Source organism: Rothia sp. HSID18067 (assembly GCF_003989445.1).
GTDB classification, from domain to species: Bacteria; Actinomycetota; Actinomycetes; order Actinomycetales; family Micrococcaceae; genus Rothia; species Rothia aeria.
This window is the reverse complement of sequence record NZ_RBMF01000002.1, coordinates 147569-171833: the sequence shown is the minus strand read 5'-3', so window position 1 is coordinate 171833 and position 24265 is coordinate 147569. Positions and strand designations below refer to the sequence as shown.

Sequence of the window (24265 nt, the reverse complement as noted above, 5' to 3'; positions counted from 1 at the left end):
CCAGCTGTTGAAAGCCCTCACCTGTTGGGGGGGAGGGCTTCTCTAAAAACTAAGCGGCAGGTACACCACGCAAGGGGTGCACCTGCCGCTTTACGGTGCTACACGGGGTAAGCCAATGTGGGGCGGTAACCGCCCGAACACCGTCACAGAACTAGTGTTACTGCTGTGCGGTCCACTTCTCAGCCGAGGTGCCCAGCACCTTCAGCACGCGGCCAACCTGCGGCTCAGCGGAAGCAGCAATCTTCTTGCCCACCAGCGGGATCGAGCAGGAAACCTCGCCGTTCACATCCACACGGGTCTGCTCGCCCTGGGATACCAGCGCCTGCGAAGCCTTAGCGTTCACCGGCATGCCGTTCACCTTCACCTCGGTATCCACGGTACGGGAACCATCAGCGGCGGGGGCGCTTACGCGGTCAACCTGAGTCATATTAACGCCATTGGACACAAATTTACGGGCAATATCGGGCACACGGTCCGAGGGGATGGTGCGCACAGTAGTCGCGGTGAACTCACCGGAAGCGTCGCCCTCAAGGGAGAAGCTTTCAAACTCAACGCCGACCTCAGAGCACACGAATCGCGCAAAGTCCTCGCTCGCGTAAGCGGTAGCGATCTGCTCAACGGTCACGTTAACTACGGTGGATTCCTGAACTGACATAGTTTTCCTTTCCAACAGTGCGTGGGTTATCCCAAAACGCACAAACCATATACAAGGCTACCGCGCCTCGGAAGTCAAAAGAGACCGGCGGCGGTAAAAATAGCTGAGAATATCCTGTGAGCTTCGTAGGCTATAAATTTAGAATACTGCTTATTTTGGGCACGGCAAACCAGGGCGGTGTGAACTTAAAAACACAATCCTAAGCATTAGGAGTTAAAGAGCTAATCCGAGCCATTTCACGTTTACCCAAAAAATGCGCCCGGGCAGCATTTTTAAAACGAGTCACATAACCCTCGGTGCGGTGCGAACGACCCGTAAGAAGGTCATGAAGAGCCTCAGAAAGCTGCTCAGCTGAGACCTCAGGGGCAGCAACATACGGTTCAGCAGAACGGAACAGAGAAGGATTAGCCAACGCCAAATTAAGCTTATCGAACAGCTCCGCGCGGCTATTGACCACCACCGCGTGGCCACGTTTTTCCATCAGATCAGCAAAGGGAACCTGGTGGTTATCGACCACCTCATCAAACTCCGCGCGGCGTGGTACCACCAGCGGAATAGCACCGGTACGGCGTGCATCCTGAATCGAACCGGGGCCGCCCTGAACAACCACCACAGAAGCCGTAGCATAGTAGCCCATGAGATCCCCAGCAGGCATGAGCCTTACATTCTCGCCACGCTCAATAGGTGCGGTATGACCGTGCTGCACCAGGCAGCTAAGATGCGGGTTCTCCTTAAGATACGCATCAACCCAACGCAGAAGCCTATCAAACCTGTGGTAATCAGTACCTAAAGAGATGACAAGGTCATATGTTTTAGTGGGAATATTAACCGGATCTGTATTAGGTGTGAGAACGGGCACGCCAGAATTAGCGTCGTTGACGCTAACATCCGGGAAATTGTGAATAGACATAGCCTATTCCTCTCTATGCTTTTATCGGTGAGGGTACTCAGCAAGCACATCCGGAAAATGCGCCGGTTTAGCCGAGGCGGAAAATAAAACCGGGTGAGGCAAGTACCCCACAGCTACGGTATATGTGTAGCGTCCTTTAAATATACCCCTAAAAAGGAACGAGGACGCGGATTAGCGGCGGTTCAACATGTGAGACGCGCCAACCCCTTAAAAGATCGGGTGAATCACCCGTGAATCGGGGAAATTCTTCTGCTGCTCATCGCTTTGAACATTGAAATCATCCGCGAGCACGTACAGCATTTTTCCCGTCATCGTCGGCAGGGTGGGGCGGTCGTAGCACTCAATGTAGAGGGTCTTAGCCCGGAAGAGCTTAGCCGCCACAAAGAACGGAACCGCCACCCCCGCCCCGGCAGAGACCACCACATCGGGCCTCTCCCGGGGGAAAATCTTGAACGCCAAAAACAGGTTACGGATGGCATTCTTCACGTTGCGGGTGGTGGGGTAGTAGGCCCAGTACACCTTCTCCTCCGCCAGCGCAGACTCAACATCGGGCTGCTTAAAACTTACCCACACACGCTCATAGTTCTGCCACGCATCAAACGTGGCCGTCAGATGCTTCAGATGCCCACCGCTGCTGGAAACAAGCAGCAGCTTCGAGGGCTTCTTACGCAGTCGCTCCATCAACCTTCTCCTTCTCAGGGTCGGTGTCCATAAAGATGGCGATGCTCACGGTGTTTTCCAGGGTCCGCAGGTGCGAGAACAGCTCACGAACCTGTGCCCGGGAGCTCAGCTCACCCACCGGCACTAAGCACACGCGGCATGCTTCGGATAAACGCAGCAAAGTAGACAGGGGCGCCTCGTCGGCCAAGTTAATGACCATCGGAATCTCATTACTCTCAATAACCTGCTCGGGCGAGTAATGCTCAAGCACCTTGCTCAAAGCCGGGTAGTCCGTAAAGTACGCCTTACCGCTGGGGATAGTACGGTATAGCTGCCGGTGCAGCTGATCCGCCAACGCAGGAGAATCCGAGACAATCACAATGCCCGAAATATTAGAAGCCCGCAGGTTGCCGTCAGGCGATCCGATACGGCGCATCAGCAGCAGCGTATCCTCATCAGAGGACCGCGGGCGCACCGTTTGCACCGGAATTCCCAGATCCTTCAAACGATCTGAGTACCCCACGGTACGCATCATACGGTCGTACACGTACGCGATGAGTACGCCCAGCAGCAGACCCGTACCCACGCCCGCCAAGGCAGTCTTCCGATGCCCCAGCCCGGTGGCTTTCTTCGGCGGCTGAGCCTCAGTCAGCACACGCCCGCCGACCGTGGAGGTCAGCTGGATCTGGTTACGACGCTCCCGCATCTGCGAAATTTTCGCAGAGTTCGCGTTTCCGTTATTATTCTTATCCTCATCTTCAAGCTGCTTAATCTGAGCGTCAAGCTTCTTCACGCTATCGGTGATGGTTTCCTTCAGGTTATTCTGACGAACCTCCAGGTAGGCCTTGGCGATAGCATTCGCGTACTGTGCGGAACGCTTAGCGTTGGAATCGCTCACCTCAATGTCAAGCACCGCAGTCTGCGAGGTGGGAACCACCTTAGTTGAGTTCATCAGCTTGTCGGTAAGCTTGGAGTCATTATCAACGCCCTCAGACCGCAGATTATCTGCGGCCTTATCAGCCACCTCACGCGACCCAGCTGCGCGGGACTCGGTAGAGATATCCACCTTCAGAGAATTTGCGTTACCGCCAGCAGCAGGATCGGTCACCAGCGGGTTCACCAGCACGCTCGACTTAGCGGTGTACTTAGGCGGAGCGAGGAAGCTAAACGCCACCGCTATGAGGGTGCAGACCACAATGGTGATAATCACAATCATCTTGTGGCGCCACACCCGGTGTAGCTGCTCCCGCAGGGACACCGCGGGGGCGTCCGTAGTTGCGGACAGTTTACTCATAGTGTTCTCTCCCTGTATCGATAGTTGATGTGCCAGCGCGGAACGCGTCCCAGCGCCCTTACCCCCGCCCTTGCGGGAGGCCAGGAACCGTTCAATGCCCAGCTGGGTTCGAAAATAGTACAGAAGCGCGACGTATGAAGGGGCCAACAATATCACATAGAGGACAAGCCCCAACAGGCCCTGGCCCACAATCGTTAGCACCACAAATGAGCATCCCAGCGGCACCAAAGCCCCTAGGGTGAGGGCAGGTGCCATCTCCGTCAGGCTGGTGCGGATGCCCACCAGGCGAAACACCTGGTAGCCCGCCAAGAAAGTATCAATCAGAAGCGCTGAAGCCCACGCCGTCACCGCGCCGTACAGGCCCCAGAGCGGAACCAACGCAACGTTGAGAATGATCGCCACCGCCAGTGAAGACAGCTTATTGAGCAGCTGCCAACGGCTTTTACCGCTCATCAGCAGAATAGACTGCACACCGCCTGCGCTCATTGAGAGCATTGCTGCGGGGCAGATAACCCACAGGATGCCGGCCCCCTCTTCGAAGCCCTTCCCGAAGAACCCCAGCAGGGTGGGGCCAAACGCCGCCAATGTCAGGTAAAACGGCCAGGAAATGGCGGTGAGTACGCGGGTGGTAGCCAGGAAGATCTGCCGCGCCCGATCAATGTTCTGGGTGGCCAGCGCTGCGCTAATGGACGGCCCGGTAACGATGCGGCCCGTGTGCTCAACCATCGTACCCACGCGTACACACCGGTTCACCGCGCCGTAAACACCACCGGCGGCAGGCCCCAGAACGGTGGTGACGGTGAGTACGTCAATCCATTCGAGGATGGTCTCAACAATGGTTGCCACTCCGCGCGCAGAACTGAACGTCCAAAATGAGTGGGCGCTCTCCTGCGGGGTGGTTGCGGCAGCCTCAGACTGCGGACGATCTTTACTGCGCGGCATATAGGATTCAACTACCCACAGAGTCAGCAGCGCCGTAGCCGCCACCGGAAGGGTCCACGCAAACACCAGATCCAGCAGGTGCCCCGAGGCGAATACCACCAGCGCGATTGCACCGAAGCGTAAGGTCGGCAGCAGAACGTTCTGCATGACGGTAAACGTGACTACATGGTTCAGCCCGCGCAGCGCCCCAAAATACACCGACATCACGGCCGCGACGATCACGAACAGGGCACTCATCCGAAGCGCCACTGCATACTCGTGCGGCATCGGCACCGCCACCGAGTAGATGCACGCCACGGCGGTGATGCCCAGCGACAGCGCCAGAGGCGGCAGCACCGCGTAACGGATCAGCCGGGGAATAGCGGAGTACCTGCCCAGTGCGTTCTGCGCCGAGATAGTACGCACCAGCCCCGTGTCGGCACCGAAAACAGCCGTTGAGGTAGCAATAGCAAACAGCGCCATGAGGCGAAAAAACTCGCCTGCCCCAGCCGGACCAATACCGTTTGATACCACCAGGGTCGTCCCAAACGCGATCGCGGCGCCATACATGACGCACAGCGAGGACAGAGAGCCGCTGCGGGCCAAGGACTTGGGCTTAGTCGCCGTCACAGTCCCTCCCCGTAATAATTCGAGCGCACACACAGCGCTGAACTCAGCAGCAGTACGCTCAGCTGAGTAATATCAAAACTGTAGAAAATGAGCACTACAAAGCAGCTAACCGGCACAGCATGAAGCCAGTACCCGGAGGCAGTGCTCACCCGAAGGCCTGAGAACACTGCGCTTGATAAGAAAACAAGGAACAGGCCCAGGCCCACAAAGCCAAAGCAGAACATGAGTGTCCACAGGTAGCCCTGGGTGCCCATCGAAACCCCCACACTGGGTTCCATACGGGGGGTGCCGTAGCCCACGATGGGGGATTGCAGGGTGGCCTCCCACGTGGATTTATACAGTGCGGCACGCCCACCGGTGGAGTCGGAATAGTTTTGGCGGCCTAGAATTTCGGCGACAGTACCGGTAGCAAAAAGCCCAATGACCCCCACAGCAGCCATGCCTACGCCGAATGCCACAGCACGCCAGTTACGAGCAAACAGCTGCCGCAGCAGAACATAGGCAACAACAATTCCTAAACCAATGAACATGCCTCGGTTACTGGTCTTCACCGCTGGGACGGTTGAGAGCAGCAAAGCAACCACGAGCCCCACCTGGGCCCACCGGTTCCGCAGACGCAGCAGGTACGCCAGCATGATTGGGGTCAGTAGTGTGTACGCCAGGCCCCAGCTATTCGCGTAGGGAAACGGTGCGGAGGGGCGGTTATATGCTTCGGGGGCACCCCACGGGCGCTGCACCTCCGCAAGTGGGGGAAGCATGTAATCACGCGCCAGAGGGTTCTGCAGAATTGAGGCGGGCATGATGAAACTCATGGGGGTTTGCAGCCTAAAATTAGGAAAAAGCACCCCACCCCAGCCGAGGATCACAAGAGTGACCCAGAGAGTCACCAACCCGCCCAGCAAACGATCCGGAGTGATCGCGGCGCGCGCATTGAAGTAGTAAAGCGTAAAAACACCCGCGCAAAAAACACCCGAGAACCGGAACCCCCACGCAATAAGGTCTGTGGGCTCTACCAGCGACACCGCACAGACAACCACCCAGAACGTGAGAGCACCCCACACCCACAGGGCAGGGTAGATACGTACCGACCCGCGCACCAGCATATAGCCGAGCATCACAAAGGCAAGGATAATCGGGGCAATCTGCAGCAACCCAAGTGCCCAGATGATTGGGAACCCATACAGCAGGGTGAGCAGCGGCCACGCTGGCAGAGCCGGGGCGTTCTGGTTATTGGGTAGGCCACGCCCAGCGGACATCGTCTCAATGTCCGCCTTTTTCAGAATCGTCAGGGCGGCCGTAACTGTGTTGGGCACGGTCTAAAGGCCCCTGCCTGTTTTCTGCACCGCATCCAGCAGGGTCTGCGGTTTTACAACACCAAGAGCCACCGGGTATGCGGCCCAGGCGCGCAGCTGCGTCTTATCGCGGTGCAGGGAAGAACGGGCAAACGCAAATGCCTCTTTCTTATGGCCCAGCGCTGCGTGCGCGAACGCCACCTGCCCGGCCACGCGCGCCACACCCTTGGGGTAACGCTCAAATTCAGGGAACTTACGCAGCAGGTAGGTGAGGCCATCAGCAATGTACTGCCACTGACCGGCAAAAAAGGACGGCCGATCCCACAGCACCCTAACCAGCGGTTGGGGTACGGAAAGAATATCGCCGTGCTTGGTAGCGCGCAGCAGCAGGTCATAGTCTTCCCCGTAAGAGGCAGGCAGCTGCTCATCCACCAGACCGACGGGGCCATCCACCAAGTCAGAGCGGGAGTACAGCATTGCGGAGGGGTGAACCTCGGTGATCCGTGAACGCAGGAAGTCATCGAAAGTAGCGCGTTCGGGGGCTAGGCGCACGATGTTCCGCCCGTCCGAGCGCACCGTAATACCAGATGAGATACCCACCGCATCCGGGTTAGCTCGCCACAATGCCACCTGTTCGGTGAGTTTGCCCGGCATCCAGGTGTCGTCATCGTCACAGAATCCCAGGATTATTCCTGTGGCCTCCAGAATGCCGCTATTGCGTGCGCCAGCTAGCCCGCCGGTACGTGTGTTTTCAATGATACGTAGTGACCGATTCTCGCTGATTTCAATATCGGAGAGCGGGTCAGGGGTGGCACGGTCGTAGACGATCACCACCTCAACGGGGCCCGGGTACTGCTGATCGAGAATTGCGGTGACTGCGGTGCGTAAGCTTTGCATGCGTTTTCCATTGGTGGCGATCACAACGCTGACGGAGGGGATGCGGGATTCAAATTGAAGCATAGTGACTCCTACTGGGCGGGTGTGGTTGGGGTTGAGAGAGTAACGTACTTGCGGCGCATTGAGAGCAGCACGGTTGCGGCGTTCGCGGCGAAAAGCAGGGTGTAGACGACCACGAAAAGCGGCCCGAAGCCCCACACGATAAAAATCCAGCAGAGGGTACCCGCGTCCATGTGCAGGTTAATGAAAGAACGCATTGTGCCACCGGTTGAAGGGGCAGCAGTTTTACGGTTGTTCCGCAGCTGTTCGGCAAGGATCTGGCTCATGAAATGCCCTGCGGTCAGCACGGTGAACGCCATGGGCAGCCACCATAGGCTCCAGCCGGAGGGGAAACCATCGGCAGCTCCGGTCAGGGAAAAATGCTGGGGGTAACGAATGAACCCTACCAAGGCGGCAAGGTGGATGCAGGGTACACGGATTGAATCAACCACATGGTCAAGCCATTCCCCGGCGGGGGAGGACGCCCCGGTTACGCGGGCAACCTGCCCATCGGCGGAATCCAGGCCGTACCCAAGGGCAAAGAGCAGCGCCACCGCTAGTGCTGTTAGCGCTGTGGGAGGCGCCAGTAGGAGAGTGAGAATACCCGCAGCCGAGCATACGGCACTAATAGCCGTCACACCGTTCGGCGTAATGCCCATTGCGACGGCCGCGGCTGCAAAGTAACGAGCAACGCGGCGATTGACCCAGCGGGTGTAGGCGGGTACGCCGTGCCCCGGCTTCTGGGCGCGCTCAAGCGCGGTGAGGGTTTCATTGAAACCCGGCCTGGTTGCAGGGCGAGCCGGCGTAGACATGTGTAAGTGTTCCTCTATATCGGTGTGACATTGTAGCTATGGGCGGTCACACGGCACGCCCTTATGTGCGCATCAACGGTACGCTAATACGCACATAATAAAAGCACAGTGCGGCCGGGGAAGGCACAAACTACTAATCCAACTATATAGATAAAGGACGCGTGGAACAAAGAAAAGAGGCTTAGATAACCGGAATCACATAAATGATAGGGTGAGTGTAAAAATATTAGTCTTGTGGTTATTGATACATGCCTGAGGAAGTGCCTTACCCTTACCCCCGTCTGACGGCAAGAGAGTGTGTTGTCAAAAAACTTCACTATACAACGAATGGCTTATAGATATTCCATAAAAGGAACTCTATAAGCCATTCATTAATGGGGGTATAACCCGCCTGCAACAGTGTTATAACACCTAGCAGTTAGCGTTATTTGGCCAGTCATGTTCGGCAATTTTCCACTTGCCGTCCACCTGTACCAGCGTGTAAATATTCAGAGACCGTTTAGGCGTATTGTCGGAAGGAAGCTCCTTGCCGTCTTTATCAACTGTTTTCACGTTGGAGGAGTCCACGCACACTTCCAAGAGGCGTGCAGGCTGACCCTTGTAGGTGGTTTCGGTCATGCGCGGGTTACCCACCACAGTACTCGTGCCTTCGGTGTGCGTGCCGGTCATTGCATGCTCGGCAGCTGAGGAGGTGTACTCGCCAGCAGCAGCACCAGTAGACATCTCTTCAATGGCTTTAATGGTGTCGTCATCAAGGGCCTGGCGGGCCTGTTCCTTCTTGCCGTTCTCATCATTGCTGCCCTCTTCATCGCCCTGCTGCCGCTGCGGCTCAGGGGCAGGTTTTACCTTCGAGAGGGTATTTTCGTAGGAGGAACGCAGATTATCGAGCTCTTTCACCTCAGGGGAATCAGCCGCAACGGTGGGGGCATCCTTAATCTTCTCAGCGCCTGCATAGTTCTCGTCTGGCTTGGGTCCGTTATCTTCCGGCTCTGCCGACGGGGTAGGCTCCGCCGACGTAGTAGTGGCGGACTCGGTAGGAGACTGCGAAGGGCTCTGAGAGGTTGAAGTGGCTGACGATGAGCTGGAGGAGGTACTGGCACTGGCTGAGAACGAAGAGCTCTGCGCCTCATTGTTGTTATTGTCTGTGTTGGAGCACGCCGCCAACGCAAGCAAAAGTGAACCAGATACAAGCACGCTGGTGAGCGCACGGCGAGCGGATAGATTTGTGGTGGGCATAGTAAACCTTACATCGGTGACTGGGATAACGCCCTGACGGGGCGCCTAGTGAGTGAATACAGTATGAAATTATGCGGCGGATGCCCCCAGCCTAACACAGCTGCATGGGTGCCGCCGACGGTAAAAACCACCCCGCCCGCCAAAGCGACGGGCGGGGCGATCTTACCGGCGTACAGTGGCGCGTGAACCCTGATTAGACGCGGGCTTCAGGGCTACCAGCCGAGTAGTTATCCGAGGCGTCAACCGCACGCACAGAGTAACGTGCGCCATCCTGGTGTGCTACCGAGTAGTTGGTGCCCGTCACGGTCGCAATGACGCGGCCGTTACGGATCACCTGGTAGCGTGCACCCTGCTCGGCACCCGACCAGCTGAGCTTGTCGTTATTGCCCGAACGCTGTGCCCTCAAGCCCGAAGGGGCTGCGGGAGGAGTCACATCGCGCGGTGCGTAACGTGCGAAGCCGACGGTACGCTGCTCGCCTTTCTCGCCCAGGGAGCGGTTAATATCGCCGCCAACCCACAGGTTGCCGCGGGAATCCACGAAGGACTCCCACACGCCGAAGCCGCGGGCACCCTTCAGAATGGGGTTGAACTCGCCCAGCATCTTGCCGCTCTCCCGGTCGAAAGCAGCTACGAGGCGGATATTGTGCACCTGAGAGTAATCCTGCCAGTAGCCGTAGTAGCTCTGCGAGCCCTCAAAGATGGAGTCGCCGCAGTGGCAGGCACCGTAGACCACATCACCGTTCAGGTGCAGATCCTGGAAGTCGCCGCCTTCACGGGTAATTGCGCTGCTCTTACGGGCGTAACCATTCTTGCTGTACTGGGCGATCATGTGCTCAGTACCGCCGGTCCACACATCAGCACCGGTATCCTGAACATCGAACTGGAAACCCCACATGTAGCGGGCACCGGGCTGTGCCTCCAGAGACGGCTTCCACTCCCAGTTAATGGGGGTTGCGTCAGCACCGTTCAGGGCTGCAAGCCGGAAAGCGCTGGAACCGCTCACCTCGGAGAAGTAACCAGCTGCGTGCACCGTCGAGTTATCGGCGGCGGCGTTAATGCCGTTCACAGTGCCGTTGAACTTAGGACGCCACTTCCAGTCGACGGAGCCGTCGCTGAGCTTAATGCGGGCGCCACCACGAGCGTAGGCGGCGTTCTTAGACGTATTACCCTTCACGTGGGTGAAGTTACCGCCGATGTACAGGTAACCGTCCTGCACCTGCAAGGTCTTCACCTGTGCTGCGGCGGAGCTGCGACGTTCGATCTGGATATCCCAGGTCTTGTCAATCTCGCCGGTGGTCGCATTCAGGATCACGAAGTGGTTAGCGGGCTGCCCGTTCACCTGGGTGAATTCGCCACCCACGGCCAGGCGGTTGCCCGGCAGAGCCTCAATAGCCTTAATCTGGCCGTTGAACTTGGGTGCAAACGAACGTACCAGCTCGCCGCTATCAACGTTATAACCAGCAAGGTACTGCTGGTTTACACGCTCACCATTGGCAGACTCAACATATGCGAAGTCGCCGCCGGTGAAGACGGTGTCACCCACCTGAGTAATAGCCTGCACGTAGGTGTTCATCTCGCCCACCTTACCGGATGCGGTCTGCTCGCTGGTGCGCCAACGTACCGGCATGGAGTAGCTGTTCGGCAGGGCGCGACGGTTACTTGCTGCCGCACCAACCTGGCCGAAGTTCAAATCACGCTGGGTCAGTTTAGGGCGCAGATACACCTGGGTGAAGGGGATCGCATTACCGTAGCTGCCGTTCTTCTGGTAAATGTACGAGCTGGAGCTCTCATTACCGCGGGTCACATCAGCACCATAGGCGAAACCAATACGCCACCCCTGGTCGCGGTTAGCGAAGAAACGTACCGCCGAGGTGCCGTATCCGGGGGCCATCTGGCTCGGCTGATCCCGAGGGGTGTATGAGTTGTTGCCGCCCGCACCCGAGAAGGTGAAAGGGCCCCAGTGCTGGGCGTAGCTCATGGCCCACGACCACTGTGCGGTCTGCAGGCGCGGGGTACGAACCTCCTGCCACTGCGTGCCGCTGGGATCGTAGGCACGGCGCAGACGCATACCATCGGGAAGATCCTGCGGTTTCGTGCCGTTCAGCAGAGCATCCACAGTATTTGAGGAAAGCTGAACCGGTTTAAACGCCGCAGAACCGGTGGGATTCTTGTGCAGCTGGTCAGCGTTACCAACGCCACCGTAGGATTCGGTCCAGCCCTCACGGCCGCGACCGACCATTACCCAGCCGCCGCCATCAGTTTCCTGGTCGCAGTAGAACTGCTGGGGTGCACTCATCTGCGGGGTGTACAGCCAGTAGGCACCCGACTTCGCGTTGGGATTCACCTGTTTAACCTCGTAGCAACTAGCTGCCGCTTTATCGCTACTGGTACCGTCGTGGGAGGTGTCGGCAGCTGAAGCCGCCGGGAAGGAAGACATCGTCAAAACGGTGCTTAGGGCTAGGGCTATAGAAGCCCAGCGGGTTTTGTGTGAAGTGGTTCTCATTGGTTTTTTCATATGTTCTTTCCAAAACCGGCCCCCAACGGTGGGTGCCAAAGATTGTGGTGAATACTGAGGTACCACTCGATAAAACCACTATCGTATGAGATAAGGGAGGTAAAACCTTGGGGTTTCACCCCCGGAAGCTATATGAAAAGTGATATATCGGTGTTAGTGAAAGGTTACCACGAAAAGGTTTTAATATTCGGGGGTATAGGCCGAAAAATACTGTTATATCCGCGACTTTTTATGTGCTTACCTGAAAAGCACACCGCATCCAGCATAAACCTGGGAATATGTCTAAAAGGTGCTGAGTGCCGCTGCGCACACCCCTTAACCCACGTCAAATACCGCTTAGTCGCCCCGTGCTGGTACTAAAATAATGGGAGGCCCTATAGCCGGGCCCTCTGCACGCGCCAGTACGTAGATACTCATCACATTAAGGTAGAAGGAGCCACAGTGAAACTAACCGGCCTGAGCAGGACGCTCTTGGGGTACCCCTCCTACCGGAACGTAGTTGCCGCCGCGCAGCTGCCCGCTACCGAACGCAGCGCCCAGACCCTCATCGGGGCGGTTCCAGGGCTGCACGCCCCGCTCATCGCAGACATTGCCGCCGCAATCCGTAACTCCACCCGCCGCGAGGGAGCCTGCAAAGAGCCCCTGACTCTCGTTATTACCCCCACCGAGCGGCAAGCCGAAGATACTGCCCACGCCCTCGGCGCCTATCTGCCCGATAACGACATCGCGCTCCTGCCCGCCTGGGAAACTCTGCCCCATGAGCGGCTCTCACCCCGCAGCGACACCGTCGGCCGCCGTCTCGGTGTACTGCGCGCCATCACACAGGCAGGGGAACGCACCCCGCTCGTGCTTGTTGCACCTGTACGCGCCGTGATCCAACCCATCGTGGCGGGCATCGAAAAACTGGTGCCCGTCACCCTTACCAGGGGTGAAGAATACTCCTTCAAAGAAGTCATTAAAGGCCTCACCAACGCCGCCTACTCGCGCGTAGACCTTGTGGCTAAACGCGGTGAATACGCGGTACGCGGCGGCATCATTGACGTCTTCTCACCCACCGCAACCAATCCGGTGCGCCTGGAATTCTTCGGTGACGAACTTGATGAGATCCGCTACTTCTCAGCCGCCGATCAGCGCACGCTCACCGGCGAAGGATCCCAGCCTGACCGCATCACCCTGCCGCCCTGCCGGGAACTGCTCATCACCCCCGAGGTCATGAGCCGTGCTGCCCGCCTCGTCGGGGACTACCCGACCGCCTCCGCCATGCTCGAAAAAATTGCTGGAGGCATCTACGTTGAAGGCATGGAATCCCTCACCCCACTACTGGTTGAGCGCATGAACACGCTCATCTCTCTCCTCCCGAGCGGTTCACTGGCGTTGAGTGTAGAACCTGAACGAATCGCCGCCCGGGCAGAAGACCTCGTAGCAACCAACGAAGAATTTCTCACCGCCGCATGGGACACCGCCGCTGAAGAGAACTCAGCAGCCCCCATCGACCTTGGGCAGCTGCGCATGAGTGAGGCAGGGTTCCGCACCATCACCGCCACCCGCACAGAAGCACTCGATGCGGGCATCGGCTGGTGGGAAATCACCGAACTGATCGCCAACGCCGAGCTTGCCGCATCCGTACCGGATGACCCTGCGGAAACCGATACTGCAACCGAAAAAACGGGCGCTCATTGTGCGCTCGCAGACGCCGTAGCGGATGGGGTAGACACCCTGGTGGTGCGCGCATCTGCGGCTGCATCGTTTACCGGCTCGGTGCAGCGGATGCTTGAAGAAGTAGGGGCACTGGTCAAAGACGGCTGGCGGGTGCTGGCGCTCACCAACGGGCGGGGCTCCACCGATCGGCTTATTGAGCTCTTTAACGATAGTGAAGTGCCGGCATCACGCCGCGATACCCTGGATACGGGAATTGAGCCTGGCATTATTGAGGTGTGTGAGGCCCCTGCGTCTGCCGGGTTCCTGCTGTCTCAGGAACAGTTGGCGGTCTTTACTGAAGGTGAAATCCTGGGCAGGCGCGGCACCTACGCCCCGCGCGGGGTAACTGGTTCAAAACTCAAAGCCCGCAGGCGCCGCAACGCGGTAGACCCGCTTTCACTCACCCCGGGCGACTACGTGGTGCATGAACGGCACGGCATTGGACGGTTCATTGAGATGACCTCACGGCCAGTGGCGGGGGTAAAACCCGCCGCCGGGCAGAACGTGCCCATGCGCGAATACCTGGTGCTGGAATATGCCCCCTCCAAACGTGGAGGAGCCCCCGACAGGCTGTTCGTGCCCTCCGAACAGCTGGATATGATTTCACACTATGTGGGCAGTGAAAAACCCACCCTGTCGAAGATGGGCGGCAGCGACTGGGCGAAAACAAAAAGCCGCGCGCGCAAGGCCGTCAAAGAAATCGCGGCCGACCTGATTAAACTGTACTCGGCACGGCAGGCCTCGCGCGGGCACGCCTTCACCGAAGACACCCCGTGGCAGCGGGAACTGGAAGAATCATTCCCCTACAACGAAACCCCCGACCAGCTGAACGCCATCTACGAAGTAAAGGCTGACATGGAGAAAGAACTCCCCATGGACCGGCTAATCTCCGGCGACGTTGGGTTCGGTAAGACCGAGGTGGCGGTGCGTGCCGCTTTTAAAGCCGTACAGGACGGTAAACAGGTGGCGGTGCTGGTTCCCACCACACTCCTGGCACAACAGCACTACGAGACATTCACCGAACGGTTCTCTGGTTTCCCGATCAAAATTAAAGTGCTCTCGCGTTTCCAGAAACCGAAGGAATCACGCCAGATCACCGAAGAAATAGCCTCCGGCGCGGTGGATGTGGTGATTGGCACCCACCGTATCCTCTCGGAGAGCATTAGTTTTAAGGACCTGGGCCTGGTCATTATTGATGAAGAACAGCGTTTCGGGGTGGAACATAAAGAGAAACTGAAACAGATGCGCACGAATGTGGATGTGCTGGCAATGAGCGCCACCCCCATTCCGCGGACCCTAGAGATGTCGCTGACGGGTATTCGGGAGACCTCGACTCTGGCAACGGCCCCGGAGGAGCGGCACCCGGTACTCACCTTTGTGGGGGCCCGTACCGATGCACAGATTACCGCCGCTATCCGCCGGGAACTGATGCGTGAGGGGCAGGTGTTCTTCGTCCACAACCGGGTGGCAAATATTGATAATGTGGCTGCCGAACTCGCCAAACTAGTGCCGGAGGCGCGCATCGCCACCGCCCACGGGCGTATGAGTGAGGCCCGGCTGGAGCAGATTATTGTAGATTTTTGGGAACGCCGCTTCGATGTGCTGGTATGCACCACAATCGTCGAAACAGGCCTGGACATTTCGAACGCAAACACCCTCATTGTTGATAACGCCCAGAATTACGGGCTGAGCCAGCTGCACCAGCTGCGTGGGCGTGTGGGGCGAGGGCGTGAACGCGCCTACGCCTATTTCCTGTACCCGCCGGGTAAGCCGTTGGGGGAGGTCGCGCTGGAGCGCCTGAAAGCGGTGGCAACCCATAACGAGCTAGGCGCGGGTTTGCAGCTGGCCATGAAAGACCTTGAAATTCGCGGTGCGGGGAACCTGCTTGGCGGGGAGCAGTCTGGGCATATCGCCGGTGTGGGGTTTGACCTGTACCTGCGCCTCGTGGGGGAAGCCGTGGCAGACTTCAGGGGAGAGAAAGACGAGCGTGACGTTGAAGTGAAGGTGGATCTTCCGGTAAACGCACACATCCCGCACTCCTATATTGATGCTGAGCGGCTACGGCTGCAGGCATACCGGCAGATTGCTGCTGCCGACACCGAGCAGAAAATGGCTGAAGCCCGCGAAGAGCTCACCGACCGTTACGGTGAGCTGCCCGAGCCGGTGCAGAACCTCTTAGCTGTGACGGCGCTGCGCCAGCGTGCGCGTGCGGCAGGTATTCGGGAGATCGTGGTGATGGGCCCGAAAGTACGCGTAGTAACCGACGAGCAGCTGCCAGATTCACGGCAGATGCGGCTGGGGCGCGTGTACCCGGGATCCTCGCACACCCAGCCGAAAGGACTGCAGACGTGGCTGACTCTGCTGCCGCGCCCAAAGAGCAGCCCAGTGGGCGGCATAGAACTGGTAGACGCGGCGATGCTTGAATGGTGCCAGCAGCTGATCGACACGATTTTCGCGGACGTACCGGGTGCATCGCGCTCCGCACCGGAGTAGGGTAAAAGAAACGGGCTGTGCTGGCAGCGCCCACCCGCGTGGCGGTGCGCAGACATAGCTGACAATGCGTAGAAAGAGGTAGTGATGATTCCGTTATCTCGCCGGGTACTCACCCCGCGCACCCCCGGCGGCTGGGCACTGTTTATAGGGCGTATCGTCGCCGCTGTGCTGCTGGTACTGGTGACGTTGGGTGCGTGCGTGTGGGCTTTCTTCGGGCAGGACGCCTTCATGGCGTACCTGGCAGTAGCGGTTTTTGCTTTAATTGCCGCCGGGTGCGGTACCTACGCGGCGGTATTCTTCCTCGCCCACCGCACCAAGGTGCGGAAAGGAGAATACGGCATGAGCGGCCCAGTACAGTTCCGGCGGGGTAGGTAGTTGGGTCAGCTCTCCCGCTAAAGAATATGTTTGAGGTAACAAGAAAAGGGCGGGCAGCTGCGGGAACCCCCGGCAGCTGCCCGCCCCATAAGACCCTCAGAGGCTACGCATAGTAATGCAGAGCCTGGCGGTGTAAAAGGGGCTAGTCCTGAACCTTGTTCACGTCTTTAATGACGCGGGTTGTCTTTGACGGCAACACGTGAAAAACAAGCCCGAAAAACAGCCCGTAGCACACTAGTGCACCGGCATACCAGAACCAGCCGTCATGTTCGCTAAGAATACCCAAGCCATCCGGGTAGGTACCCAGAAGGTAGAGACCCAGCAGCAAGAACACGAAACACCCGATGAAAAGGACCGCGTTTTCAAGATGTTTACCCTGCCCCGAATAGGTATGCACAGTTTTTTTCTCAGACATTATCTTCCTTATAGTTGGCGGTTAGCACCGACCGCTGGTGTGTGCTTAAGGATTTCCTGCCTCCAAGTATAGTTCGGTGCACCGACAAATGCACGGCCATATCGGTGCTGCCCTTGTGAATGTGGGAAGTTACGGCACATTGTGTGAGCTTTTCCGCTTGAGTCTGCCAGGGATATAGCTCACAATGAAAATGTGACTTCATCAGTAAATTACGCATCGCAGCGAATCGTGATACTCGGCGCGGGACCAGGTGGCTACGAGGCCGCCCAAGTCGCGGCATCTTCCGGAGCAGACGTAACCCTCATTGAGCGGAATTCCATTGGCGGCTCCGCAGTCCTTACCGACGTCGTACCCTCAAAAACTCTCATTGCCACCGCAGATATGATGACCCGCTTCTCAGACGCCGGGCGTCTAGGCATTGAAAACACCAAAGGCAAAGCCCCCATTCTGCAAGCGGACATGAAACGACTCAACGCCCGAGTGCTTGAGCTGGCCCAGCAACAATCCGCCGATATTAAACGGGCACTCTCGGCGGCGGGCGTAAAAATTGTGCAGGGCACCGGGAAGCTCCTTGACAGGCACACCGTTGAAGTGACCGACGAGGCGGGCCTGACTTACAACCTGCACGCCGACTTCATCCTCCTCTCCGTCGGTACGCACCCGCGCGAAATGGCGACCGGGCGTCCCGACGGGGAACGTATCCTCACCTGGACGCAGCTATATAACCTGCAAGAAGTCCCGAAAGAACTCATCGTTATTGGCTCTGGTGTGACCGGTGCCGAATTCGCCTCCGCCTACGAAGGGCTGGGGTCGCAGGTCACCCTCATCTCATCCCGCGACAGGGTGCTGCCCGGTGAGGATGAAGACGCCGCCCGTGTGCTGGAGGACGTTTTTGAGCGGCGCGGGGTGCGGGTGATGCCGCGCTCGCGCGCAAGCGCTGTGGAGCGCAGCGAGGACGGGGTGGTCGTCACCCTCTCGGACGGGCGTAAAGTGGCCGGAACCCACTGCCTTGTCGCTATCGGGTCTATCCCCAACACGGAAGGGCTTGGGCTAGATGCCGCCGGTGTTGAAGTGAGCGACTCCGGGCATGTGGTGGTCGATGGGGTGTCCCGCACCTGCGTCAACAATATTTACGCTGCGGGGGACTGCACAGGCGTGTACCCGCTCGCCTCGGTTGCTGCGATGCAGGGGCGCATCGCTATGGCGCATATTCTGGGGGATGCGGTCAAGCCGCTGCGCACTGACCGGGTGGCGGGCAATATTTTCACCACCCCCGAAATCGCCACCGTGGGTGTGAGCGAGAAAGACATTGAGGAGGGCCTGTACCGGGGCGACACGGTGATGCTTTCTCTCACTACCAACCCGCGCGCTAAGATGATGGCGGTCAGTGACGGGTTCGTGAAGGTTTTCGCGCGTAAACACTCAGGCACTGTTATCGGTGGGGTAGTGGTGGGTCCGCGTGCCTCCGAACTGATTTTCCCGATCTCGCTGGCTGTGGAAAAGAAACTAACGGTGGACGATCTGGCTGAGACATTCACCGTGTACCCCTCCCTATCCGGTTCGGTGTCTGAGGCGGCACGTAAACTGCACACCCGTGGTTAGCTCTGTAACAGCTGCGACCGTTTAACGGTTTAGGGGCACGGCTCTCATGTAAGAACCGTGCCCCTAAACTGTGGGGAGAGCCGTTATTTCTTGGAACCCACCGCGTTCATATCAACGTCGCGGGTCTCGTGGGTGAGCAGAATGAAGACGACGCTCAACGCCGAAGCTACTGCCAGGTAAACCCCAACGGCACCCACGCCGCCGAGCTGGTTCAGCCATACCGCCACGAACGGGGTAAGCGCCGCACCCAGAATAGATGCCATATTGTAGGCAATCCCGCTGGCAGTGTACCGCACGTTGGTGGGGTACAGCTCAGGCAGGTAAGCGCTCATCGAACCGAACGAGAGGCCCATCAGGCACATGCCGATAAACATGAACACGGTGACCGCAGCAGTATTAGCTGATGCCCCGGTACCCACCACAGAAGGGGCGATCATGAGCGTGAACATGCACCCGAAAAGCGCCATGCCGATCGTGGTCCACAGCTGCTGCTGGCGGCGTCCGAACCTATCAGCCAACCAGCCCGAGAGCGGAATGAAAAGGGCGAAACCGGTAATGGAGATCAGCTGAATAACCAGGAAATCACGGTACGCGATCCCCAGGCCGCCGTTTTCGACCTTGCCGATACCGTATGAGAGGATCCAGGCGGTCATCAGGTAGAACAGCACATAGCAGGCCACCATAATGAAGGTGCCTTGGATCATGGGCCACCAGGCCACCTTGAACGCCTCAACCAGGGGCGCCTTCACTTTCTCGTCGTTCTCCACGGCCTTAGCGAACACGGGGGTCTCTTCAAGCTTGAACCGCACGTACAGGCCCACTGCGACCATCACGATGGAGAGCAAGAACGGGATACGCCAGCCCCACACCAAAAAGGGGTGGTTCAGGTTTTTGCCGTCCACAGTGGAGTTGAACGTGATCCAGCTGGTCAGCAGCAGCATGAACCCATTGGCGAAAACGAAGCCGATAGGTGCACCCAGCTGGGGCCACATGGCGGCGCGGGCTCGTTTGCCTTCCTCCGCGTACTCGCTGGCGAGCAGGGCAGCACCCGACCATTCACCGCCCAGCCCAAGGCCCTGGCAGAAGCGCATAATCGTCAGCATTGTTGGCGCCCACAACCCGATCTGGTGGTAGGTGGGGAGCAGCCCAATGAGGAAGGTTGCCAGACCCATCGTCAGCAGTGCGCCCACGAGAGTTGCTTTACGGCCGATCTTATCGCCGAAATGCCCGAAAACAATCGACCCGAGAGGCCGGGCGATGAAGGCAACACCGAAAGTGGCGAAGGAGGCCAAAAGCTCGGTGGTGGGGTCTTTCGAGGCGAAAAACAGTGCCGGGAACACCGCGACTGCGGCGGTTGCATAAATATAAAAATCGTAGAACTCGATAGTGGTGCCCACCAGGGACGCCAAAATAACGCGACTACGTGGTGTAGCGTTAGCTAACGAGGTGGTATCCGGTGTCCTTTTGACGGGCTCGCCGGAGGCAGCGTGTGCTTGCGCGCTCAAAGCTGTACTCCTTAGTACTGTGAACGAGCCACACCCAAATACTGCGGGTGTGTGATAAACTCAACTTTTTACTGTACGCCTGCGGTGGTTACCTTGGCTAGGCGCGACCAGTATTCGGACCATCACAGCGGCGTGGCGGCGGTGCTGCCCACAGCACATGAATAGCCGGTGCAGCCGCCCCAGGGGAGCAGCCGCACCGGCTGAGAAAATGTGGCTACTGCCCGAGGCAGCCGTTACTTAATGGTTGCCAGCACCTGACCGGCAGTGACCGTGTCTCCAGCCTTCAAGGAGAGGCCCGATACCTTACCCGCCTTATGCGCGGTAATAGGCTGCTCCATCTTCATGGCCTCAAGCACCAGGACCAAATCACCCTCAGCGATAGTATCCCCATCAGCCACGGCAACCTTCACGATCGTGCCCTGCATGGGACTGCTCAGGTCATTACCGCCAGCTGCGCCACCTGCACGCGAGGAACGGGATTTACGCGGCTTCGTGGAAGTCTTCGCAGCGGACTTACCGGATGCGGCCCCCAGATCGGGCAGTACAACCTCCAGCCGTTTGCCGTTCACCTCTACCACCACGCTCTGGCGCTGTGCCTCATCATCATCCACATTGCCGGGGGCACCCTCATAGGGTTCAATGGTGTTCTTAAAGTCGGTCTCAATCCAGCGGGTATGAACCGTGAAATTACCGCCCGGGGCGGGGGTGTAAGCGGGGTCATCCAACACTACGCGGTGGAACGGAATCACTGTGGGCATCCCCTCAATCTGCAGTTCCTGCAGGGCGCGGCGGGCACGCTCAATCGCCTGTTCACGGTCTGCGCCGGTGACAATCAGCTTAGCGAGCATCGAATCGAAGTTGCCGCCAATCACATCTCCCTCGACGAATCCTGAATCCCAGCGCACACCGGGACCGGAGGGCACCCGCAGCTTCTCTATAGTGCCGGGGGCGGGCATGAACGAGCGGCCCGCGTCCTCACCGTTAATACGGAACTCAATCGAATGTCCGCGCAGCTGCGGGCTGTCGGGGCTGATCTGCTCACCGCGGGCAATACGGAACTGCTCACGCACCAGATCAATACCGGCGACCTCCTCGGAGACCGGGTGCTCAACCTGCAGACGCGTATTCACCTCCAGGAACGAGATGGTGCCGTCCGGGGCGAGCAAAAACTCGCAGGTGCCCGCGCCCTGGTAGCCAGCTTCGGTGAGGATCGCGCGGGATGCCTCATACAACCGTTGTGTCTGCTCCTCACTCAAGAACGGGGCGGGAGCCTCCTCAATGAGTTTCTGGTTGCGGCGCTGAAGCGAACAATCGCGGGTAGAAACCACCTGGACGTTTCCGTGGGCATCCGCCAAACACTGGGTCTCAACGTGGCGCGGGGAATCCAAGAAACGTTCAATAAAGCACTCGCCGCGGCCATAGGCGGCAACCGCCTCACGTACCGCCGACTCGTACAGCTCGATCACGTCGTTACGATCACGCACCACCTTAATGCCGCGCCCGCCGCCGCCGAATGCTGCTTTAATGGCGATGGGCAGGCCGAACTCGTCCGCGAATTTCAGCACCTCATCAGCGGATTCCACCGGATCTTTTGTGCCGGGCACTAGCGGCGCCCCTACTTTCTGCGCAATATGGCGTGCGGCTACTTTATCGCCGAGCTGCGTGATTGATTCGGGGGAGGGGCCAATCCAGGTTAGCCCCGCATCAATAACCATCTGGGCGAACTGCGCATTTTCAGAGAGAAAACCGTACCCCGGGTGCACCGCATCCGCACCGGCACGGATCGCAATCTCAAGAACTTTCTCCATGACCAGGTACGATGTGCCCGCTGTAGCACCGTTAAGGGCGTACGCCTCATTGGCGAGTTTCACATGCTGGGCGTCACGATCGGGCTCGGCGTAGATGGCGATGGTCTCTATGCCCTCGTCGCGGGCGGCACGGATCACTCGCACCGCGATCTCCCCGCGGTTGGCAATCAGGACTTTGCTGACCGGGCCCGTGTGGCGATTCGGTACCGCCGTAAATTTCTTCTTATCGTCTGCCGGATTAGTGGTCATGGGGGTGAGCTTCTCCTTATTTATCCTGCCGAAAGCATAGCGAGAAACGGCTGGGATAGCGAATATATTATGCGCCTTGACGCGAAAAACGTTAGAAAATCATGGAGTGAAAGGAACATGGGCACAGGTGCCTACCCCGCAGGTTCGGCCCAGAGGGCGCTCAGCGGTACCCCAAGCCGAGAGAGCATGTCTTTGAGCGCGTTCACTGACAGACCGATCACCGCATGCGGTTCACCGTAGACACCGCGAATAAACGCCGCCCCGTAGCCGTCTAAAGTGAATGAGCCTGCTACCTGTAACGGCTCACCGGTAGCCACATAGTCCTCAATCTCCTGCTCGCTCATCTGCGCAAAATGTACTCGTGCGCTGCGAAGCTTAGATTCGTGAGGGATCATACACGCCTCACACGGGTCGGCGTCTTCAGGGGCGGGCCGCAGATCCACTAGATAATGCCCGGTGTGTAAAGTTCCCATTTTGCCGCTCATTGCCGTAATCCGTTCACGCGCCTTCTGCGGAGTGTACGGTTTACCGTAGGCGGTGCCCTCGAACTCGAACACTGAATCGCACCCCAACACCAGTGTATCCACAACGCCTTCGTCTTCTAACTCGTGCGCAACAGCCCGCGCTTTTGCTTGGGCCAGCAGCTGCGCAGCCTGCGCCGGGGTGTGCTGATCCCCATCGGTTTTTGTGGCACGGGCAAGAACCGCATCCTCATCAATATGGGAGACGCGTACCTCAAAGACAATACCGGAGTCTTCTAGAAGCTTTTTGCGGGCCGGAGAAGCCGAAGCCAAAACCAGGCGTGGGATGCGTGCCTTAGCAGCGGAAGCATCGAGTGGTGCGGAAATCATACCCACCATTCTAGCCGTCTGCTCCGTACCGCCCTAAAACGGGTTACCGCATGCGTGTTGGGTTCGGCTGGGAGGCAACGAACAATGCCACTAAAACTAAGGGGTGGGCTCACACACATTTTCAGTTTGACCCCGTAGGATGGAGACAGACACAGACTTTGAAAGGCCCCAATATGTCATCATTATCTGAACCTATTGGCCGCCTCTACCTGCGGCCTATGCACCCGCGAACCCCGGGGGATAAAGCGCGCGCGGCATCAGCCGTGGAGCTTTTTTCAGACCTAGTTTTTGCCACCGCAATCCTGTTCGCCGGTTCACAAATACACCATGTGCTTGGGCAGGGTAACTTCGGCCATGGTGCGGTCAGCTATCTGCTGGTTATGTTCTTCATCTGGTGGACGTGGGTGAATTTCGCGTGGCTGTCCTCATCGTTTGAGGTTGACGACTGGCTCTACCGTTCCCTAGCCGCCATCCAGATGCTCGGTGTGCTGGTGATCGCCGGGGGAGTGGAGCAGACTTTCGGCGGCACCGTCAATGTGGCCCTCATCGGCTATATCACCATACGCGCGGCACAGATTGGCCAGTGGGCGCGGGCCTCCCGGTGCGGCGGGCCGGCCGGCCGTGCGGCGCTTATCTACGCAGTGGGTATTGCCGTGCTGGCTGTGCTGTGGGTTGTGTGCGCACTGTGGGTTCCATTCTTAGCGCTTCCCCTGGTTGTCGGGGAATTGGCTGTGCCCATTATTGCCGAACGTATTGGGCGCACCCCTTGGCATGCGCCGCATATTACCGAACGGTACGGGCTGCTGACCCTCATCGTATTGGGTGGCTCGCTCAGGGCCGCAGCTATCGCGGTCTCCCGTGCTCTGGGTGATCATGTGCCGGCCCTCTTCGGGGTCGCGGTTCTATCGGTGCTGGTGGCCGGGGGTATGTGGTGGATCTATTTCTGGGCACCCCACCGGGATGTGATAACCCCCAAACGTTACCTTTCCCCGCTCAAATACGGGTACCTGCACTATTTCATATTCGCTGCGGCGGGTGCTTTTGCTGCGGCCGTTGAGGTAATTATTGACCTATTGGCGCACGATAACTACCTGATGGAGCATCAGGCGGGGCTGATCCTGTCTATTCCTGTGGGGGTTTTTGTGGTGGCGGCCTGGCTTGCGGTGCTTCGGGAACACGCGCCGCTTCCAGTGAGTATTTCCCTGCCTGTGGCCGGTGTGCTTATTGTGCTTGAGGGGTTTCTGCCGTTCCCGTTCATCTTTATTGCCCTGACCGTGGTGATGCTTGTGACTCTGCTGGTGCTCTACCAGCCGGTTCCCTCGCGAGCTACCGAAGACCATAAAAGTGTTGAGGACACCGCCGACGTCAGCTGATGCGGCGGCCATTAATGTGTCAGATAAACATTCAT

General features: G+C 58.3%; 17 protein-coding genes. 4 read left to right on the top strand and 13 right to left on the bottom strand.

What is annotated here, in order from left to right:
* Positions 1 to 157: 157 nt before the first annotated feature.
* From D8M23_RS05820 to D8M23_RS05780, 9 genes are all read right to left on the bottom strand, one after another.
* Positions 158 to 655: a DUF2505 domain-containing protein gene (locus D8M23_RS05820; RefSeq protein WP_006888039.1), complete on the bottom strand. Its 498-nt coding sequence runs from the start codon at positions 653 to 655 to the stop codon at positions 158 to 160.
* Positions 656 to 854: 199 nt separating this feature from the next.
* Positions 855 to 1565, bottom strand: coding sequence for a glycosyltransferase (locus tag D8M23_RS05815; RefSeq protein WP_126854048.1), 711 nt, complete (start codon positions 1563 to 1565; stop codon positions 855 to 857).
* A gap of 207 nt (positions 1566 to 1772) precedes the next feature.
* Positions 1773 to 2246, bottom strand: coding sequence for a UDP-N-acetylglucosamine--LPS N-acetylglucosamine transferase (locus D8M23_RS05810; RefSeq protein ID WP_006888063.1), 474 nt, complete (start codon positions 2244 to 2246; stop codon positions 1773 to 1775).
* Positions 2230 to 5010 carry a Wzz/FepE/Etk N-terminal domain-containing protein gene (locus D8M23_RS05805; protein WP_126854441.1) on the bottom strand — a complete coding sequence of 927 codons (2781 nt, stop codon included), beginning with the start codon at positions 5008 to 5010 and terminating at the stop codon, positions 2230 to 2232. The genes D8M23_RS05810 and D8M23_RS05805 overlap by 17 nt, the downstream gene beginning before the upstream one ends.
* Positions 5011 to 5066: 56 nt before the next feature.
* Positions 5067 to 6383, bottom strand: a complete 1317-nt coding sequence (locus tag D8M23_RS05800) for an O-antigen ligase family protein (protein WP_238693776.1) — start codon at positions 6381 to 6383, stop codon at positions 5067 to 5069.
* A gap of 3 nt (positions 6384 to 6386) precedes the next feature.
* A complete protein-coding gene (locus D8M23_RS05795) occupies positions 6387 to 7322 on the bottom strand; it encodes a glycosyltransferase family 2 protein (protein ID WP_006888072.1) in 936 nt (311 codons plus the stop codon).
* 8 nt (positions 7323 to 7330) lie between these two features.
* On the bottom strand, positions 7331 to 8110 hold the full coding sequence (locus tag D8M23_RS05790; RefSeq protein ID WP_126854047.1) for a CDP-alcohol phosphatidyltransferase family protein: 780 nt from the start codon (positions 8108 to 8110) through the stop codon (positions 7331 to 7333).
* Between the two features lie 411 nt (positions 8111 to 8521).
* Positions 8522 to 9346 (bottom strand): hypothetical protein, encoded by an 825-nt coding sequence (locus D8M23_RS05785; RefSeq protein WP_126854046.1) that lies wholly within the window; start codon positions 9344 to 9346, stop codon positions 8522 to 8524.
* Positions 9347 to 9539: 193 nt separating this feature from the next.
* Entirely contained in the window at positions 9540 to 11849 is a 2310-nt protein-coding gene (locus D8M23_RS05780; RefSeq protein ID WP_236588923.1) for a fibrinogen-like YCDxxxxGGGW domain-containing protein, read from the bottom strand.
* A 453-nt stretch (positions 11850 to 12302) separates the two neighbouring features.
* Here D8M23_RS05780 and mfd point away from each other — a divergent pair, with 453 nt between their 5' ends.
* Positions 12303 to 16052: a transcription-repair coupling factor gene (mfd, locus tag D8M23_RS05775; protein ID WP_126854044.1), complete on the top strand. Its 3750-nt coding sequence runs from the start codon at positions 12303 to 12305 to the stop codon at positions 16050 to 16052.
* Between the two features lie 81 nt (positions 16053 to 16133).
* Positions 16134 to 16427, top strand: coding sequence for an amino acid transporter (locus D8M23_RS05770; RefSeq protein WP_126854043.1), 294 nt, complete (start codon positions 16134 to 16136; stop codon positions 16425 to 16427).
* Between the two features lie 142 nt (positions 16428 to 16569).
* Here D8M23_RS05770 and D8M23_RS05765 read toward each other — a convergent pair whose 3' ends face one another.
* Positions 16570 to 16842, bottom strand: coding sequence for a hypothetical protein (locus D8M23_RS05765; protein ID WP_006888093.1), 273 nt, complete (start codon positions 16840 to 16842; stop codon positions 16570 to 16572).
* 192 nt (positions 16843 to 17034) lie between these two features.
* On the opposite strand from D8M23_RS05765, the gene D8M23_RS05760 reads away from it, so the two are divergent.
* Positions 17035 to 18444, top strand: a complete 1410-nt coding sequence (locus D8M23_RS05760; protein WP_126854042.1) for an NAD(P)H-quinone dehydrogenase — start codon at positions 17035 to 17037, stop codon at positions 18442 to 18444.
* Between the two features lie 83 nt (positions 18445 to 18527).
* Here the strand turns inward: D8M23_RS05760 and D8M23_RS05755 are convergent, their stop codons facing one another.
* The 3 genes from D8M23_RS05755 to D8M23_RS05745 all read right to left on the bottom strand — a co-directional run bounded on the left by D8M23_RS05755 (position 18528) and on the right by D8M23_RS05745 (position 22866).
* The gene (locus D8M23_RS05755; RefSeq protein ID WP_037285762.1) at positions 18528 to 19949 is read right to left on the bottom strand and encodes an MFS transporter; all 1422 of its coding nucleotides are present in this window, start codon (positions 19947 to 19949) and stop codon (positions 18528 to 18530) included.
* A gap of 233 nt (positions 19950 to 20182) precedes the next feature.
* A complete protein-coding gene (locus tag D8M23_RS05750) occupies positions 20183 to 22006 on the bottom strand; it encodes an acetyl/propionyl/methylcrotonyl-CoA carboxylase subunit alpha (RefSeq protein WP_126854041.1) in 1824 nt (607 codons plus the stop codon).
* Positions 22007 to 22137: 131 nt separating this feature from the next.
* A complete protein-coding gene (locus D8M23_RS05745) occupies positions 22138 to 22866 on the bottom strand; it encodes a Maf family protein (RefSeq protein WP_174234618.1) in 729 nt (242 codons plus the stop codon).
* 164 nt (positions 22867 to 23030) lie between these two features.
* On the opposite strand from D8M23_RS05745, the gene D8M23_RS05740 reads away from it, so the two are divergent.
* The gene (locus tag D8M23_RS05740; protein ID WP_161971653.1) at positions 23031 to 24230 is read left to right on the top strand and encodes a low temperature requirement protein A; all 1200 of its coding nucleotides are present in this window, start codon (positions 23031 to 23033) and stop codon (positions 24228 to 24230) included.
* Positions 24231 to 24265: the final 35 nt, after the last annotated feature.

Coding starts and splice junctions, on each gene's coding strand:
- D8M23_RS05820 (WP_006888039.1), bottom strand. CDS start 655: ATGTCAGTTCAGGAATCCACCGTAGTTAACGTGACCGTTGAGCAGATC.
- D8M23_RS05815 (WP_126854048.1), bottom strand. CDS start 1,565: ATGTCTATTCACAATTTCCCGGATGTTAGCGTCAACGACGCTAATTCT.
- D8M23_RS05810 (WP_006888063.1), bottom strand. CDS start 2,246: ATGGAGCGACTGCGTAAGAAGCCCTCGAAGCTGCTGCTTGTTTCCAGC.
- D8M23_RS05805 (WP_126854441.1), bottom strand. CDS start 5,010: ATGTATGGCGCCGCGATCGCGTTTGGGACGACCCTGGTGGTATCAAAC.
- D8M23_RS05795 (WP_006888072.1), bottom strand. CDS start 7,322: ATGCTTCAATTTGAATCCCGCATCCCCTCCGTCAGCGTTGTGATCGCC.
- D8M23_RS05790 (WP_126854047.1), bottom strand. CDS start 8,110: ATGTCTACGCCGGCTCGCCCTGCAACCAGGCCGGGTTTCAATGAAACC.
- D8M23_RS05785 (WP_126854046.1), bottom strand. CDS start 9,346: ATGCCCACCACAAATCTATCCGCTCGCCGTGCGCTCACCAGCGTGCTT.
- D8M23_RS05780 (WP_236588923.1), bottom strand. CDS start 11,849: ATGAGAACCACTTCACACAAAACCCGCTGGGCTTCTATAGCCCTAGCC.
- D8M23_RS05765 (WP_006888093.1), bottom strand. CDS start 16,842: ATGTCTGAGAAAAAAACTGTGCATACCTATTCGGGGCAGGGTAAACAT.
- D8M23_RS05750 (WP_126854041.1), bottom strand. CDS start 22,006: ATGACCACTAATCCGGCAGACGATAAGAAGAAATTTACGGCGGTACCG.
- D8M23_RS05745 (WP_174234618.1), bottom strand. CDS start 22,866: ATGGTGGGTATGATTTCCGCACCACTCGATGCTTCCGCTGCTAAGGCA.
- D8M23_RS05740 (WP_161971653.1), top strand. CDS start 23,031: ATGTCATCATTATCTGAACCTATTGGCCGCCTCTACCTGCGGCCTATG.